Origin of the sequence: Parapedobacter sp. 2B3, assembly GCF_041925275.1 — a bacterium.
Lineage (GTDB): Bacteria > Bacteroidota > Bacteroidia > Sphingobacteriales > Sphingobacteriaceae > Parapedobacter > Parapedobacter pyrenivorans_A.
In genome coordinates, this window is the sequence record NZ_JBHEUZ010000007.1 from 192,359 (window position 1) to 208,269 (window position 15,911).

Here is a 15,911-nt window from a genome sequence, read left to right on the forward strand (position 1 = left end):
AAGACTAATGGTATACGACTAATAACTAGTACCCCGGCCAAGTGTCGGGTTCCTTTCCATACCTTTTGCTGGGTTTCTTTCCCATTTTGAAAACGAGCTCACCGCCCTTAAGCATTTCCTCGTGGCGGATGTAGGTTTTGTCATAAGGTTCCCCATTGAGTGTGGCAGACTGTATATACGGTGCATCGGTGCTGTTCCCTACTGTACGGATGGTAAACAGGTTGCCGTTCGGCAGGGTGAAAGTAGTTTCGTCAGCAACAGGGCTACCGATGACATATTCGCCGCTGGCAGGGTTTGCCGGATAGAGGCCAGCGATGCTCCATACGGCCCAGGCACTCATTTGGCCGGCGTCTTCATTGCCTGCATAGCCGTCGGGACCATCGTGGTACATCGAATCGACAATCTGGCGCACGCGCTCCTGTGTCTTCCACGGCTCCCCGATGTAACTATACATGTACGCAATGTGATGGCTGGGCTCGTTGCCGTGTGCATACTGGCCAATAAAACCGCTTGCATCAGGTGAGACGTTATCACCGTGCATCTCCGAAGGGGTGGCGAAAAGCTCATCGAGCTTCGCTGCCAACGCTTCGTTGCCGCCGTATAGCGCAGCCAGTCCCCCCACATCATGGGGTACGAAGAAGGAATGTTGCCAAGCGTTTCCCTCAATGTATTGGCTTTTGTCGAAATCATGCTCCGACCAGAAGGGGTCGAATGGCTCTACAAACTGACCATCCGATCGTTTTGCGCGCATAAAGCCCGTCTGCGGATCGAATAGTTGTATGTAGGATGCTGCACGGTTCATAAAGGTGGCATAATCGGCCGACTTACCCAGTTTCTTGGCCACTTGGGCAATGCACCAGTCATCAAAGGCGTATTCCAACGTGATGGTTACGCTTCCGCCAGCTTTGTCTTGGGGGAGGTATCCATATTCGATATAGTCGGGCACACCGCGGATATCCTGGTGCGCACTTTTCAACATGGCTTGGTATGCCCGTTCGGCATCCAGCCCCGGCCAGTCTTTCAGAATAGCATCTGCGAGCACAGGGATGGCGTGGTAGCCGGTCATCGTATTGGTTTCCCACGTACTGAGGTCCCACACCGGCAGTAAGCCATTTTCGTCATGGAAGGCCAGCATGCTATTGAGCATGTCGGTGTAGCGATCGGGTTGCGTCAGTGTAAAGAGCGGTTTCAGTGCGCGGAAGGTATCCCATAGGGAGAAAAGTGTATAGCGGCTGCTAACTCCGGCGAGGGACCGTACGTCGCCCTCGGCATTTTGATACTCGCCGTCGGCATCCGAGTAAAGTGTAGGGGCTATTGCCGTATGGTAAAGTGCCGTATAGAAAATACGCTTCAACGCCGTATCGGCCGATGTGATCCTGACTTTTTGCAGTTCGTGCTCCCACTGGTCGGCGGCCGATTGATGTACGCGGTCGAAATCCCAACCCTGTATTTCGCCCAATGCTGTCAGCGCCTTTTGGTAACCGGTAGTAGACAAAGCCACTTTGAGTATGAGGGATTTGCCTGCGGCATCGTCGAATAGGAGCTGTGCAGCCACGCCGGTACCCCGGTCGTAGGTTTCGGCCATGTCGGTCATGTCTGATGCCGACTGCCCGTCGTGAAAGATGGCCCGTGTGATGGGCGACGCGGTCCGGGCGGCGAAATAGACCCGCTGCACACCGGCCCATCCGGATGAAAATCGATAGCCCACCAGCGTACTGTCGTTGAGCATACTGACATGCGTTTCCGTGGGAGTATCCCAGTTCTGATGGAATGCCAGGTCGATGCGTACCGTAGGGGTGCTACCTGCTGGGAAAGTGTAGCGATGCAAGCCGCACCGTGCCGTTGCGGTCAGTTCGGCGCGGATACCGTTATCGAATGTTACCCTGTAATATCCCGGTGATGCCGTTTCGTTGTCATGTTTAAATGATGCTTTCGACACCGTGACCGTGTCCGCGAGCGGGGCATTCAGCGGCATGACAGAGATATCCAGCCAGTCGCCGATGCCGGTGCCGCTGAGGTGCATGTGGCTGAACCCTGCAATGAGACTGTCGCTGTAGTGGTACCCGCTGCACCAATCCCAGCCGTCCCGACCATTGTCCGGGCTCAGTTGGACCATTCCGAAAGGCACTGTGGCGCCTGGAAATGTGTGTCCGTGGCCACCCGTACCGATGAACGGGTCGACATACGAAATCAACGTATCCTGCGACCGACAAAAAGTGCAGAATAGCATGAGTATTGCGGAAATGCTCAAACGCCTTAGCATATTTATCTCAAAAATGTTACCACGATATGTTGCTGTAAAGCTAATTTATTATTCTAAAAAGAAGAATTTTTCAAGGTTTATTTTGTCAGAGTATGGCGAAAATTCCATAGGTTTGCGCCGTTGCTAAACATTAAGCTTTTGGTGCTAAAATGAAGAAGAAAATACTCATCAGTGACATCGCAAGGGATTTAGGGGTATCGGTTACTACCATCTCCTTTATCTTGAACGGCAAAGCCAAGGAGAAGCGCATCAGCGAGGGATTGACGAAACGGGTGCTCGAGCACGTGCAGAAAGTAGGCTACAAACCCAATGAGCTGGCCAAAAGCCTCCGTACGGGTAAAACGAAGATCATCGGCTTGGTCATCGAGGATATTTCCAATCCGTTTTTCGCCAACATCGCCCGACTTATCGAGGCCAAAGCTTATAGCAGGGGGTATCGGATTATCTACTGCAGCACCGATAACCAGCCCGAAAAGGCCATCGAGTTGATCCAGTTGTTCCGAGACCGCCATGTGGATGGCTATATCATCACCCCCTCGGAGGGAGTGCGCGATACCCTAGCATCGCTTTTGGGTAGCCAATTGCCCGTTGTGCTGTTCGACCGGTATATCCCCGGTTTGGATACCAGCCATGTGATCACCGATAATGTGCGTGGGGCATACGACGCCACTGCCCACTTGGCACAGCAGGGTTATCGCCGCATTGCGATGGTGACGCTTTACTCCTCGCAAACGCAGATGCGCGACCGGATGGATGGTTATATGCGGGCCATTGATACCTATAAGCTGCAACCGTATGTGAAAAAGGTAAACATAGGCGACACCGAACATGCCACGATTGCCGATTTCCGTACTTTTTTGGAAGAGCAGGAACCCGATGCGGTGTTCTTTGCCACCAACTATTTGGCCATAGCAGGCCTGAAAGCCTTGAAACAGTATGCGTTGCCGATGCCCGCTGTCGTATCATACGATGACCATACCCTTTTCAAGCTGTTTACCCCCACCATCACGGCGGTATCCCAACCCATTGAGGCCATTGCAAGTGAGCTGATCAACATCCTATTGAACCAGCTCGATGGTAAGGAGAAGGGGCCAAAACAGGTGGTGTTGCCGTCGGAACTGATCGTTAGGGAGTCTTCGATGCTACAAATTTCATCGATAGGGAATTGACGCAGTGGCGCGTATTTTTCGGCGTGAACCGTTCGCCAACGAAGACGTGGCCCAGGTGACCGCCGCAATTGGCACACAGGATTTCCGTACGCCTTCCATCCGCATCGGGCACGTGTTTTACAGCCCCGTCGATTTCGTCGTCGAAACTCGGCCATCCACAATGGGATTCAAATTTGTCTTCCGACCGGTAAAGCGGCGCATCACAACGCTTGCATACATAAGTGCCTTGTGCTTTGTTGTTGAGCAACGCCCCGGTAAATGGCCGTTCCGTTCCCTTATGCAGGATAACGTATTCCTCTTCTGCGGTCAATTCATTGTATTTTGATGTATCCATTTTATTTGTTGTTGTATGAAGTTGGGCAGCACCTGCCTGTTTGGGGCTGTTCGGCTTTTGAGCAGTTTGGCCACAAGCCGTTTGCAGCGATAAGACTGTAACTATCAATCCGAGGTAACGCATCGGTACTATTTTATTTTGTTTACGGTAGGGGAAGTGAAAACCCACCTTATGCGAATATACATTATTTATCGTGAAAATGTTTTCATCCGAAAGTCATTATTCTCCGCCTACAAAATTCAATCGGTGGCTGCCGCCCAAGGGGCTTATGGGAACGCCTTTTCCGATAATAAAAAATAATTTTGGGAAACGCAAATCTATCCGAATCCAACTCGATAATCGACGGTCGTTGGCATTCCTTGAAATCATGCTATATGAGCTTTAATCGCTTATTTTAATCAATTTAGAACGATTATAAATTATTAAATTCAGTCATCCCATTGTCATCGATACGGCAATAAGTTATACTTTTGTGGCATTATTAAAGGGGTGTAGTTCCATTGATTCAGATTGCCCAAATTTTAACATTTATCATAATCAGTATAACGTGCTCGATATGAGACATATCTCGTTAGTTTTTGAAAGAGTTGCCAAGCCGATATCCGTTGCGTTGGTGTTGTTGTTTGCGGTTTCTTCGTTGCAAGCTCAGGATGCGAAGGAGGGCGAGACAATTTTTAAAGCCAACTGTACCAGTTGCCATAAGATAGCAACCAAATTTATCGGTCCGGCGTTGACAAAGGTCTATGAGCATCGGGAGGAAGAGTGGTTGGTGAAGTGGATCCACAATGCTCCTGCGATGATTGCAGCCGGCGATCCGATCGCATTGGAATTGGAACCCCAGTTTCCGGGGGCTATGTCTGCGTTCCCGCAGCTGCAGGAAGGTCAGATCAAGAGTATATTGGCTTATATCAAGGCGGAAGATGAAAAAGCTGCTGCAGCTGATGCGGCCGGCGGTGCCACGGGTGCGGCCGGTGGTTCCGCGGGGGCGAGCGGCGATGCGAGCAATTTCATGATCATCGGCCTTGTAGCGGTGATCCTCCTCGCTTTTGCCGTCATCCTGGTGCTCAATAAAGTAATCCGCACCTTGGAGCGGGTCATCGCCAGCAACCAAACACTGATTCCTGAAGTGGCGGAAGGAGAAGGGCAAGGCAAGGATTACCTAGGCAAGCTGAAAAAGCTAGCCAAAAACAAGAAACTGGTGTTTTTTGCGGTACTGTTGGTGGCCGTTTTCCTTGGTTCCGCAGGTTGGAAGACGCTTTGGAATGTGGGGGTACATGAAGGGTACAAGCCGGTACAGCCCATCAAGTTTTCACACCAACTGCATGCGGGGGTCAATCAGATCGATTGCCAATACTGCCATGGTGGCGCATATAAGTCGAAAAATGCCTCCATCCCTTCGGCCAACGTATGTATGAACTGCCATACGGCCATTACGGCCAGCGACAAATACGACGGTGAGCTTTCGCCTGAAATCGCCAAGATTTACCGGGCATTGGATTACAATCCGGAAACGATGGAATACGGTACGAACCAACGCCCCATCGAGTGGGTACGTATCCACAACTTGCCTGACTTCGCTTACTTTAACCACTCACAGCACGTGGTAGTAGCAGGGGTGGAGTGCCAGACATGCCATGGTCCGATTGAGACGATGGCCGAAGTGTACCAGTACTCGCCGCTCACGATGAAGTGGTGTATCGATTGCCACAAAGAGACTGAGGTAAACCACGAAGGCAATGCCTATTACGACCAGCTGATCGCCGCGCACGAACAACTGAAGAAAGGTGAGAAAGTCACTGCGGCCATGTTGGGTGGATTGGAATGCGGCAAATGCCACTATTAATGAACAACTACGTAATCATATCATAGACTACGCAATCTTTATACATAGCTTAAATGGATAGCAACAAGAAATATTGGAAAGGTTTGGAAGAGTTGCAGCAGACGCCGGCTTTCGTAGCGAAAAGCAAGGGTGAGTTTGCCGAACCGATTCCTGTTGAAGATGTTTTGAATGAGGCTGGCTTAAGCACGAGAACGCCACGTCGGGACTTCCTGAAAGCATTGGGCTTTGGGGTAGGTGCCGTCACGTTGGCCGCTTGTAATCGTACGCCTGTACATAAAGCAGTGCCTTATTTGATTAAACCGGAGGAAGTCACCCCCGGTATCCCCAACTTCTACGCATCCAGTTACAAAGGGCAGAGCGTATTGGTACGGACCCGCGAGGGGCGGCCCATCCTGTTGGAGGCAAATCCGGCGGCTGTGGGCTTGAATTGCGGTACCGACGCGGCTACGCAAGCATCTGTATTGGACCTGTACGATCAATCCAAGCTGAAAGGCCCGAAATTCGAAGGTACCGATATATCTTGGGATGCGTTGGATACCCATGTGGTGACTGCTTTGGGAGCGGCCAGTGCTGCCGGAAAGCAAATCCGCATCCTATCGTCCACCATTAACAGCCCGTCAACCATTGCGGCCATCGCCCGGTTTACCGAGAAATACCCAACCACCAAGCTGGTAGAGGTGGACGCGGTTTCCTATAGTGGCATCATCAAGGCAAACGAGGCTAGTTTCGGTAAGGCGGTGGTACCTAATTACCGCTTTGACAATGCCGATGTCATCGTCAGTGTTGCCGCTGATTTCCTAGGTACGTGGCTCAATGGCGAGGAGCATACGCAGCAATACATCACCAACCGCGACTACAAGAGCCTGAAGAAGGGCAAGATGTCGCGCCATATCCAATTCGAAGGGGGGATGAGCCTTACCGGAACGAATGCGGATGTGCGTATAGCCATCAAACCGTCGGAAGAAGGGCCCTTGTTGATTGCCTTGTATAACGCGGTAGCGGGCGAAAGCCTGCCGGGCGCATTAGGGGGTAACCCTAAAGCCCAAACTGCCTTGAAATTGGTGGCCCAAGAGCTACTGCAGGCCCGTGGCCGCGCGGTGGTGGTTTCGGGTTCCAATGACGTGGCCATACAAACGCTTACCAATGCCCTTAACGTAGCATTGCAAAGCTACGGCAATACCATTGATCTGGATAACCCTTCCCATCAATATAAAGGCAGCGACGAAGCGTTTGAGGCGTTTTTGGCCGAAGCGGGTCGTGGCGAGGTGGATGTGGCATTTTTCCTGAATACCAATCCCGTTTATGAATACGCCAAGGCAGATGCCGTGGCAGACGCATTGGGCAAAATCAAGTTTAAGCTTTCGTTTGCCGACCGCGAGGATGAAACCGCATCGGAACTGGAAGCCATCGCGCCGAACCACAACTTCTTGGAGTCTTGGGGCGACGCACATCCGCGCGGAGGGTACTACACCATTGTTCAGCCAACAATCAATCCGGTATACAACACCCGCCAAGCGGAGCAAAGCCTGTTGTTGTGGGCGGGCGATAAGACCGACTATTATACGTTTGTAAAAGATAACTGGGAGCAGCAGATCCTTGCTGGCAGCAGCAAGACTTGGAAAGATGTGCTGCAAACGGGATTTGAATTTAAGGGTGACCAGCCTGCATCGGCTTATAGTGCCGACACAGCAGCTCTGGGTGCGGTGGCGCAGGCCATCGTTGCCCAAAGCAAGACGCTGGCAAAGGATGTTGAAGTGCAACTCTACCAAAGCGTTGCGCTCAAAGACGGCAAGCAGGCGAACAACGCTTACTTGCAGGAAATGCCTGATCCGGTATCGAAAGTGACGTGGGACAACTACGCGGCATTGAACCCCAAATTTGCCGAAACATTAGGCTTGGGAGAAAACAGCCTGGTAACCGTGGAAGGTGAAAACGGATACACAGTAACCCTGCCGGTGCTGATGCAGCCCGGACAGGCCATGGGCACGGTATCCATTGCGGTAGGCTACGGTCGCACGAAGGCTGGTAAAGCAGGCAACGGTGTGGGTAAGAACGCATACCCGTTTGTGAAGCTACAAAACGGTACCATGCAATACAACACCACGGCCAAGTTGACGAAGGCCGGAGGCTCGTACGAGCTGGCGCAGACCCAGACCCACCATACCATCGAAGGCCGTAACATTATCCGTGAAACAAGTTTTGCCAAATACCAGGAGAATCCGGCCCACAATGCCGGCCGGTGGACCGATACGCACAAAACCTACGATTTGTGGAACAAGTACGAGCAGCCGGGCCACAAGTGGGTCATGGCCATCGATCTCAATGCCTGTACAGGTTGCGGCTCTTGTATCGTAGCTTGTAACCTGGAGAATAATATCCCGGTAGTGGGGCGCGACGAAGTGCGCCGCCGCCGTGAAATGCATTGGATACGCATCGATCGGTATTACTCCATCGAGCAAGATGGTCGGGCGTATACGGAAGAAGATGAAATACGCCATTTGGACGATCTGGAAAGCGTGTCGGTGGTACACCAGCCGATGATGTGCCAGCATTGCGAGCATGCGCCTTGTGAAACGGTATGCCCGGTATTGGCTACCGTACACTCGTCCGAAGGGTTGAACCACATGGCCTACAACCGGTGTTTTGGTACGCGGTACTGCGCCAACAACTGCCCTTACAAAGTTCGCCGTTTCAACTGGTTCAACTACTGGAACGATTCGCGTTTCGATAACTACTTGAATAACGAATTTACCCATTTGGTGCTCAATCCCGACGTGGTATCGCGGTCGCGCGGTGTGATGGAAAAATGCTCGATGTGTATTCAACGTATCCAAGCCGGTAAATTGCAGGCTAAGATTGAGAAGCGGCCATTGAAAGATGGCGACATTAAGCTGGCCTGCTCGTCGGCATGTTCGGCAAACGCCATCATTTTCGGCGATGCCAACGATCCGGAATCGGAAGTGTCGAAAGCCCTGAACAACGAGCGCGTATATTATGTGCTGGAGGAAATCAACGTGCAACCGGGCATTGGTTATATGACCAAGGTTAGAAATACGTACGAGGCTTAATTAATTTGAAAAAACATATTTATGTCATCGCATAACGAATCAATAATAAGGGAACCTTTAGTAACCGGCAAAGACATCACCTATGCCAAGGTGACTGACGACATCCTATTGCCGGTAGAGAACAAACCCAACAGGGCGTGGTGGATTGGCTTTACGTTGGCAGCATTGGGCGCGTCGTTGTGGGTGTTTAGCGTGGGTTACACATTCTGGACCGGTATCGGAGCGTGGGGATTGAACAAGACCGTGGGTTGGGCGTGGGATATCACCGACTTTGTATGGTGGGTAGGTATCGGCCACGCCGGTACACTTATTTCCGCGGTACTCTTGATTTTCCGCCAGAACTGGCGTAACTCCATCAACCGTTCGGCGGAAGCGATGACCATCTTTGCGGTAATCTGCGCCGCCACTTACGTGGTTGCCCACATGGGACGCCCTTGGCTGGCGTACTGGATTTTCCCATTACCCAACCAGTTTGGTTCGCTGTGGGTAAACTTCAATTCGCCGCTGGTATGGGATGCATTTGCTATCTCTACCTACTTTACCGTATCGTTGGTGTTTTGGTATTGTGGGCTCCTGCCGGATATTGCGTCGGTGCGCGACCGTGCCGCTGGCTTGAAACGGAGGATTTATTCCATCATGTCGTTCGGATGGAACGGGTCGGTGAAAACCTGGCAGCGGTTTGAAATCGTTTCGTTGATCCTCGCCGGTATTTCGACACCGCTGGTACTTTCCGTACACACCATTGTATCCATGGACTTTGCCACGTCGGTGATTCCCGGTTGGCACACTACTATTTTCCCGCCTTATTTCGTTGCGGGGGCTATCTTTTCCGGCTTTGCCATGGTGCAGACGCTGCTGTTGGTAATGCGCAAGGTGCTCAACTTCGAAAACTATATTACGATGTTCCACATCGAATCCATGAACAAGATCATCTTGGCAACGGGTTCGATTGTTGGTGTCGCGTATTTGACCGAGCTGTTCATCGCTTGGTATTCGGGATCGGAGTATGAAATGTACGCGTTTTCCAACCGGATTGCCGGACCCTATTGGTGGGCCTATTGGACGATGATGACGTGTAACGTTATTTCGCCGCAACTGTTTTGGTTTAAACGCATCCGGACCAGCATCCCCATTTCTTGGGTACTTTCCATCGTGGTCAACATCGGGATGTGGTTTGAACGTTTCGTGATCATTGTCACCTCGCTGCATCGCGACTACCTGCCTTCCAGCTGGGCGATGTTTTATCCGTCGTGGGTGGATGTCGGTGTGTTTGTGGGTTCCATTGGCGTGTTTTTCACATTGTTCCTGTTGTTTCTGCGCTTCCTGCCCGGTATAGCCATTGCCGAAGTGAAACTGTTGCTGAAGAGCGCGAGCCTCCAGCAGAAGACCAAGCTGATTAAGGAAGGGCACCTGGATAACGAGCAGGTTGAATTTTTCAGGAATACGCTAACGAAGTACGATTCCGTAAAGGACGAAGAAATTAACGAATTAGAAACGAAATAGCGCAATGAGCAATATTAAGTATATCCTTGGTAGTTTTGCCGATCCGGACGAGATGATGGACGGGATTGACAGACTTCAAGCCAACAACATCAGCATCTACGATTGCTTTACCCCGATGCCGATCCACGGGATCGAAGATAAGCTGGGCGTGAGGCGTTCACGCCTCCCTATTGCAGCGTTTTGCTTTGGGATTACAGGTACATGCCTCGGATTCAGCTTGCTTTATTATACGATGACGTACGATTGGCCGATGAACATCGGAGGTAAGCCGTCGCTCCCATTGCCAGCATTCGTGCCCGTTACGTTCGAGGTGACGATCCTGCTGTGTGCCCTGGGCATGGTGGCTACTTTTTTCTTCCGTAACCATTTGTTTCCAGGTCGTGCTCCCCGGGTGATGGACCTGCGTGCTACGGACGACCGATTCATTATCGCCATTGACGCCAAGGATAATACGGACCACGAGAAGATAGAAAGCCTGTTGAAATCGGCAGGTGCGGTTGAAGTGAAGTACAACGAACGAAAATATGTTAGCTATGAATAAGATGAAACTTCTTAGCGCTGTAGGTGCAGCCGTCGCGATTGCGGCAGTGGTGACTTCCTGCGGAGACGGCACTACACGTAGCCGGGGCTGGGAGTTTTCACGGAATATGTATGATCCCTTGGGCTATAATCCCGACCAGCCAAACCCCAATTTCGTTGATGGGAAGACGGCGCAAACACCTCCCGCAGGGACCGTGCCGGTTGGATTTGAACGGTTTGACTACGCAAATACCACGGCCGACTACGAGCGCGCGGGTGCGGAGTTGATGAATCCATTGGAACGTACGGAAGCCAACCTTGCACAAGGCGAGGCGCTTTACCAGGTCTATTGTGCGGTATGCCACGGACCCGAGGGGCATGGCGATGGTTCGATTACGAAAGACAGGACATTGGAGGCCGAATCGCGCATGCTTGAAAATTTCCCAACGCCACCATCCTATGCCCGGTCGGACGGTATCAATTCCTCGCGCGGGGGGGCGATGGCTGATCTTACCGATGGCAAGATATACCACACCATTACCTACGGACTGAACGTGATGGGTTCGCATGCGTCGCAATTATCGCCCGAGGAGCGCTGGCAGGTGGTTATGTATGTTAGAGAATTACAAAAGAAATAATATTATATCAGCTATATTAAATGGGAACTCACAGTCATCATAACGATTATAACTTCAGCGAGCAATTTAAATTCACTGGAAGGGGGAAAGTGGTGAGTTTGGTCGCGCTTGCCATTGGCATCGTGACTATCGCTATAGGCTTGCTTTCCAGTGACCACGTTACCGTGGAGCGCACGTATGCCAACCTGTTGCTGATGGGATATTATTTTACCGGTGTCTGCGCGGCCGGCGGGTGTTTTCTTGCTATCCAGTACGTTACCCAAGCGGGGTGGCCGTCGGGTTTGATACGGATACCGCAGGCAATGGCTTATGTATTGCCCGTTGCTGCATTGATTTTACTGGTCATTATCGTAGGCGGGCTGTTTTCGCATAATCTTTACCACCACTGGTTTGGTGAGGGGCTTACCGATCCGAACAGCCCCAATTACGATGCATTGATAGCCGGGAAGTCGGCCTTCCTTAATGCACCTGGCTTTTTGATTCGGCAGGTGGCTTTTATGGGTGCCTACAGTATTTGCGCTTGGCTTTTGGCGCGGTATTCATATAGTGAAGATCTTCACGGTGGGCTAAATTCATACAAAAGGAGCTTCAGGTTGTCAGCGATATTTCTCGTGATTTTCGGATTCACCTCACCCATCTGGATGTTCGATACGATCATGTCGTTGGAGGCGCATTGGTTTTCTACCATGTTTGGCTGGTATAATTTCGCGGCCATATTCGTCAGTGGCCTCTGTGTGATTACGTTGATCGTTATCTTGTTGAAAAAGGCCGGTTATTTGGCTTGGGTAAACGAAAACCACTTGCACGATCTCGGCAAGTTGATTTTTGGGTTTTCCATTTTTTGGACGTATGTTTGGTTCGCGCAGTTTATGCTGATTTGGTACGCCAACATCCCTGAGGAGACTGTTTACTTCTACAAACGTTGGGAGCCGGAATACAAGCCATGGTTTTGGATTAATATCCTCATCAATTTCGTAGTCCCGGTATTGGTATTGGTCAATCGCGACTTTGTGCGAAACAGTAAGGTACTCGGGGCCGTATGTATTGTGCTGCTTTTGGGGCATTGGCTCGACTTTTACATCATGGTGATGCCCGGTACTGTTGAGGCCCACCGTGCTTTTGGCTGGGTTGAAATAGGCGCAGCGCTTGGCTTTACGGGACTGTTCGCATTTCTCGTGCTGAGCAAGTTGAGCAAGCATGCGTTGGCCCCTGCGAAGCACCCCTTCTTGGAGGAGAGTTTGCACCACCAGATTTAAGGTGCTATAGATTAAATAAGTGAAGATAGAAACACTAAAATTGGGATAATCGTTATAAAAGAAATGGGCTTTATAAATAATAGCAAGTTTAGGGCAGTCGTGGTACTGGCATTCATTGTGGGAATAGGGCTGACGAACCGTGTATTTTCGCAGGAAGCTGCCGATGCGGTAGCACAGGCTGTAGACACAGCGGCGGTTGCAGTGGCAGATACGGCCGCCGCAACGGACACCGTAGCGGCTACTGACACAGCGACGGCACCTGCCACAGTTGCAAGCACGAAAACAACGGCGGTCGCTGCGGTGGAAGAGAGTGGCTCCGATATTGACCCGCAGGTATACATGAATTTCTTTTATGGTTTGTTGTTGGTGTTTTTCGTTTGCGTGTTGGTTGGTGTGATCGGTAGGATCATCCAGGTATACGAGCTGACCCGGCGGATGAATGGCAAGGATACGACCTATTACATGCGTAATTTCAATGCCAAGTTGTTTTTATTAGCGCTCGTTTTGGGGTTGTATGGCGTGTATTGGTCGTACGTGCATCACGGTGCCCAATCGTTTCGCGCAGCCGTAACGGAACACGGGGCACAGATTGACACGATGTTTATCATTACAACCGTTATCTGTACCGTCGTATTGGTTATCATGCACATTGCGATGTTTTCGTTCGCTTATATCTACCGTGCACGGCCAACGCGGAAAGCGTATTTCTATCCGCACAACAATACGTTGGAAAAGATTTGGACCATTATTCCGGCTGTGACGCTGACAGTACTCGTACTCTTTGGCTTTTTCACCTGGCGGTCAATCACCAACGTTTCTGAAGAGGCCCAGAAAGAAGCCATCCTAATCGAGGTAACAGGCGAACAGTTTACATGGACAGTGCGGTACCCCGGCCGTGATGGCAAAATAGGTGAGCGCGACTACCGGCTTACTACGCCGCTCAACGGGCTGGGTATTGACTTTAACGATAAGAGCAGTTGGGATGACCAGTTGGCAAGTGAAATTGTCATTCCGGTGAATAAGCCGGTTCGTTTCCAAATTGGGTCAAAAGATATTTTGCATAGTTTCTATATTCCTGATTTCCGGGTACAGATGAATGCCGTGCCGGGCATGAAGACCTATTTCCAGTTTACAGCCACTATGACCACTGAGGAGATGCGCGATAAAATGGACGACTATAACTACGATTTTGTGATGTTATGCAATAAGATATGCGGGGGTGGTCACTACAACATGCAGAAGAAGGTGCGAGTGGTTACCGAGGAAGAGTACCAGGCTTGGCTCAATGAGCAGCCTTATTTCTTCACCGAAGATTTGCGGAAGGAGTTTCAATTATCACAAGCCGCCAACGGTGATGAAGTGGACGCCAACTTATTGGCCCAAGCTAACTAAGGAATAGAGGATAAAACGTATTAATACAGAGATATGTCAAGTATAGCAAGCGCAGATACGCATCATTTGGATCATCACGGTGATCATGGACATCACCATGAATCATTTTGGACTAAGTATGTATTTAGCCAGGATCACAAAATGATTGCGAAGCAATTTTTGATCACTGGTATTATCATGGCCGTATTTGCCATGGTGTTATCTATCTTGTTCAGGCTGCAGTTGGCCTGGCCCGATAAGGAATTTCCGATTCTGGAAGTCTTCTTGGGCAAATGGGCTGAAGGCGGCCGTATCAATCCCGATTTCTTTTTGGCGTTGGTTACCATACATGGTACCATCATGGTGTTTTTTGTGCTTACAGCGGGCCTCAGCGGTACTTTTGCCAATCTGCTTATCCCTTACCAAATCGGGGCCAGAGACATGGCATCGCCATTCATGAACATGCTATCGTATTGGTTTTTCTTTGCGGCGTGTGTTGTCATGGTGTCGTCGTTCTTTATTGAGAGTGGCCCTGCAAGTGCGGGGTGGACTATTTACCCGCCCTTGTCGGCTGTGCCGAAGGCGATGCCGGGATCTGGGTTGGGTATGACACTTTGGTTGATCAGCATGACCCTATTTATCATATCGCAGGTACTCGGTGGTACCAATTATATCAGTACGATATTGAATATGCGGACCAAAGGGATGGACCTTTGGAAAATGCCGTTGACGATATGGGCCTTGTTTCTGACAGCCATTGTAGGTTTGCTTTCGTTCCCTGTACTGGTATCGGCGGTCGTATTGCTTTTCTTTGACCGTAGCATGGGTACGAGCTTTTACCTGTCTGATTTGGTCATCCAAGGGCAGATACTGCCCAATGAAGGGGGCAGCCCTATTTTGTTCCAGCACTTGTTCTGGTTTTTGGGCCACCCAGAAGTATACATCGTGTTGATGCCTGCGCTTGGGCTCACGTCTGAAGTCATTTCGACCAATTCCCGTAAGCCTATTTTCGGTTACCATGCGATGGTCTACTCGTTGGTGGGTATCACGGTATTATCGTTTATTGTATGGGGGCACCATATGTTCGTAACGGGCATGAATCCGTTCTTGGGCGGTGTCTTTATGATTACCACCTTGATCATTGCAGTTCCTTCGGCGGTTAAGTCGTTCAACTACCTCGCCACGTTATGGCGGGGTAATATCCGGTTCACGCCGGCCATGCTGTTCGCTATCGGTATGGTATCGTTCTTCATTTCCGGTGGGTTAACCGGCTTGTATGTCGGTAACTCGGCGTTGGATATCAACTTGCACGATACCTATTTCGTAGTCGCCCACTTCCACTTGGTGATGGGGTCGGCATCGATATTCGGGATGCTGTGCGGTGTTTACCATTGGTATCCGAAAATGTTCGGGCGCATGATGGATGAAAAGCTGGGGTATCTCCACTTCTGGCTTACATTTGTGGGCGCATATTTCGTATTCTTTCCCATGCACTTTATGGGGATCGACGGTGTACCGCGCAGGTATTATGCTTTTACCGAGTTCCCGTTCATGGAAAAGTGGATGTCAGTCAACGTATTTATCACGTGGTCGGCAATTATTGCCGGATTGGGGCAGATCGCTTTCCTGTGGAATTTCTTTGCCTCCATGCGGTTTGGCAAGGTCGCTCCGCAGAACCCTTGGGGTTCCAATACGTTGGAGTGGACTACGCCTGTGAAACATATCCATGGTAACTGGCCCGGCGAGATACCCACGGTTTACCGGTGGCCGTATGATTACAGCAAGCCGGGGCACCACGAGGATTTCATTCCGCAAACGGTTCCCTTCTCCGAAACGATGAGTTCGAACCTGCCGCATGATTTTGAAGGCAATCCGGAGGCCGAGCGCATCCAACGGGAGTGGGAATTGGCGAATAGCCCGCAACCGGCAAAGGAAACGGAGTAACCG

11 protein-coding genes are annotated in these 15,911 nt (G+C 50.7%); 9 read left to right on the top strand and 2 right to left on the bottom strand.

Features of this window, described 5'->3' with window-relative positions:
- Nucleotides 1–25: 25 nt before the first annotated feature.
- Nucleotides 26–2,263 carry a GH92 family glycosyl hydrolase gene (locus tag ACEVG1_RS10155; protein ID WP_374743548.1) on the bottom strand — a complete coding sequence of 746 codons (2,238 nt, stop codon included), beginning with the start codon at nt 2,261–2,263 and terminating at the stop codon, nt 26–28.
- Between the two features lie 149 nt (nt 2,264–2,412).
- Here ACEVG1_RS10155 and ACEVG1_RS10160 point away from each other — a divergent pair, with 149 nt between their 5' ends.
- Entirely contained in the window at nt 2,413–3,432 is a 1,020-nt protein-coding gene (locus ACEVG1_RS10160) for a LacI family DNA-binding transcriptional regulator (protein WP_374743549.1), read from the top strand.
- Here the strand turns inward: ACEVG1_RS10160 and ACEVG1_RS10165 are convergent.
- Nucleotides 3,389–3,889, bottom strand: a complete 501-nt coding sequence (locus tag ACEVG1_RS10165) for a methionine-R-sulfoxide reductase (protein WP_374743550.1) — start codon at nt 3,887–3,889, stop codon at nt 3,389–3,391. The genes ACEVG1_RS10160 and ACEVG1_RS10165 overlap by 44 nt on opposite strands.
- A gap of 433 nt (nt 3,890–4,322) precedes the next feature.
- Between ACEVG1_RS10165 and ACEVG1_RS10170 the strand changes: the two genes are divergently transcribed.
- The 8 genes from ACEVG1_RS10170 (at nt 4,323) to ACEVG1_RS10205 (ending at nt 15,908) form a co-directional block, all read left to right on the top strand.
- Nucleotides 4,323–5,609: a cytochrome c3 family protein gene (locus tag ACEVG1_RS10170; RefSeq protein WP_374743551.1), complete on the top strand. Its 1,287-nt coding sequence runs from the start codon at nt 4,323–4,325 to the stop codon at nt 5,607–5,609.
- Nucleotides 5,610–5,662: 53 nt separating this feature from the next.
- Nucleotides 5,663–8,677, top strand: a complete 3,015-nt coding sequence (locus ACEVG1_RS10175) for a TAT-variant-translocated molybdopterin oxidoreductase (protein ID WP_374743552.1) — start codon at nt 5,663–5,665, stop codon at nt 8,675–8,677.
- 21 nt (nt 8,678–8,698) lie between these two features.
- The gene (gene nrfD, locus ACEVG1_RS10180) at nt 8,699–10,180 is read left to right on the top strand and encodes an NrfD/PsrC family molybdoenzyme membrane anchor subunit (protein ID WP_374743553.1); all 1,482 of its coding nucleotides are present in this window, start codon (nt 8,699–8,701) and stop codon (nt 10,178–10,180) included.
- Between the two features lie 4 nt (nt 10,181–10,184).
- Nucleotides 10,185–10,721: a DUF3341 domain-containing protein gene (locus ACEVG1_RS10185; RefSeq protein WP_374743554.1), complete on the top strand. Its 537-nt coding sequence runs from the start codon at nt 10,185–10,187 to the stop codon at nt 10,719–10,721.
- Nucleotides 10,705–11,337 carry a cytochrome c gene (locus tag ACEVG1_RS10190; protein WP_374743555.1) on the top strand — a complete coding sequence of 211 codons (633 nt, stop codon included), beginning with the start codon at nt 10,705–10,707 and terminating at the stop codon, nt 11,335–11,337. The genes ACEVG1_RS10185 and ACEVG1_RS10190 overlap by 17 nt, the downstream gene beginning before the upstream one ends.
- A 20-nt stretch (nt 11,338–11,357) precedes the next feature.
- Nucleotides 11,358–12,593 carry a quinol:cytochrome C oxidoreductase gene (locus ACEVG1_RS10195; protein WP_374743556.1) on the top strand — a complete coding sequence of 412 codons (1,236 nt, stop codon included), beginning with the start codon at nt 11,358–11,360 and terminating at the stop codon, nt 12,591–12,593.
- A gap of 63 nt (nt 12,594–12,656) precedes the next feature.
- Nucleotides 12,657–13,985, top strand: coding sequence for a cytochrome c oxidase subunit II (locus ACEVG1_RS10200; protein ID WP_374743557.1), 1,329 nt, complete (start codon nt 12,657–12,659; stop codon nt 13,983–13,985).
- A 33-nt stretch (nt 13,986–14,018) separates the two neighbouring features.
- Nucleotides 14,019–15,908: a cbb3-type cytochrome c oxidase subunit I gene (locus ACEVG1_RS10205; RefSeq protein WP_374743558.1), complete on the top strand. Its 1,890-nt coding sequence runs from the start codon at nt 14,019–14,021 to the stop codon at nt 15,906–15,908.
- Nucleotides 15,909–15,911: the final 3 nt, after the last annotated feature.

What these genes read in the sequence shown, in the direction of transcription:
- ACEVG1_RS10160 (WP_374743549.1), top strand. Translation starts at nt 2,413, where the DNA reads ATGAAGAAGAAAATACTCATCAGTGACATCGCAAGGGATTTAGGGGTA.
- ACEVG1_RS10200 (WP_374743557.1), top strand. Translation starts at nt 12,657, where the DNA reads ATGGGCTTTATAAATAATAGCAAGTTTAGGGCAGTCGTGGTACTGGCA.
- nrfD (WP_374743553.1), top strand. Translation starts at nt 8,699, where the DNA reads ATGTCATCGCATAACGAATCAATAATAAGGGAACCTTTAGTAACCGGC.
- ACEVG1_RS10190 (WP_374743555.1), top strand. Translation starts at nt 10,705, where the DNA reads ATGTTAGCTATGAATAAGATGAAACTTCTTAGCGCTGTAGGTGCAGCC.
- ACEVG1_RS10155 (WP_374743548.1), bottom strand. Translation starts at nt 2,263, where the DNA reads ATGCTAAGGCGTTTGAGCATTTCCGCAATACTCATGCTATTCTGCACT.
- ACEVG1_RS10175 (WP_374743552.1), top strand. Translation starts at nt 5,663, where the DNA reads ATGGATAGCAACAAGAAATATTGGAAAGGTTTGGAAGAGTTGCAGCAG.
- ACEVG1_RS10205 (WP_374743558.1), top strand. Translation starts at nt 14,019, where the DNA reads ATGTCAAGTATAGCAAGCGCAGATACGCATCATTTGGATCATCACGGT.
- ACEVG1_RS10165 (WP_374743550.1), bottom strand. Translation starts at nt 3,889, where the DNA reads ATGCGTTACCTCGGATTGATAGTTACAGTCTTATCGCTGCAAACGGCT.
- ACEVG1_RS10195 (WP_374743556.1), top strand. Translation starts at nt 11,358, where the DNA reads ATGGGAACTCACAGTCATCATAACGATTATAACTTCAGCGAGCAATTT.
- ACEVG1_RS10170 (WP_374743551.1), top strand. Translation starts at nt 4,323, where the DNA reads ATGAGACATATCTCGTTAGTTTTTGAAAGAGTTGCCAAGCCGATATCC.
- ACEVG1_RS10185 (WP_374743554.1), top strand. Translation starts at nt 10,185, where the DNA reads ATGAGCAATATTAAGTATATCCTTGGTAGTTTTGCCGATCCGGACGAG.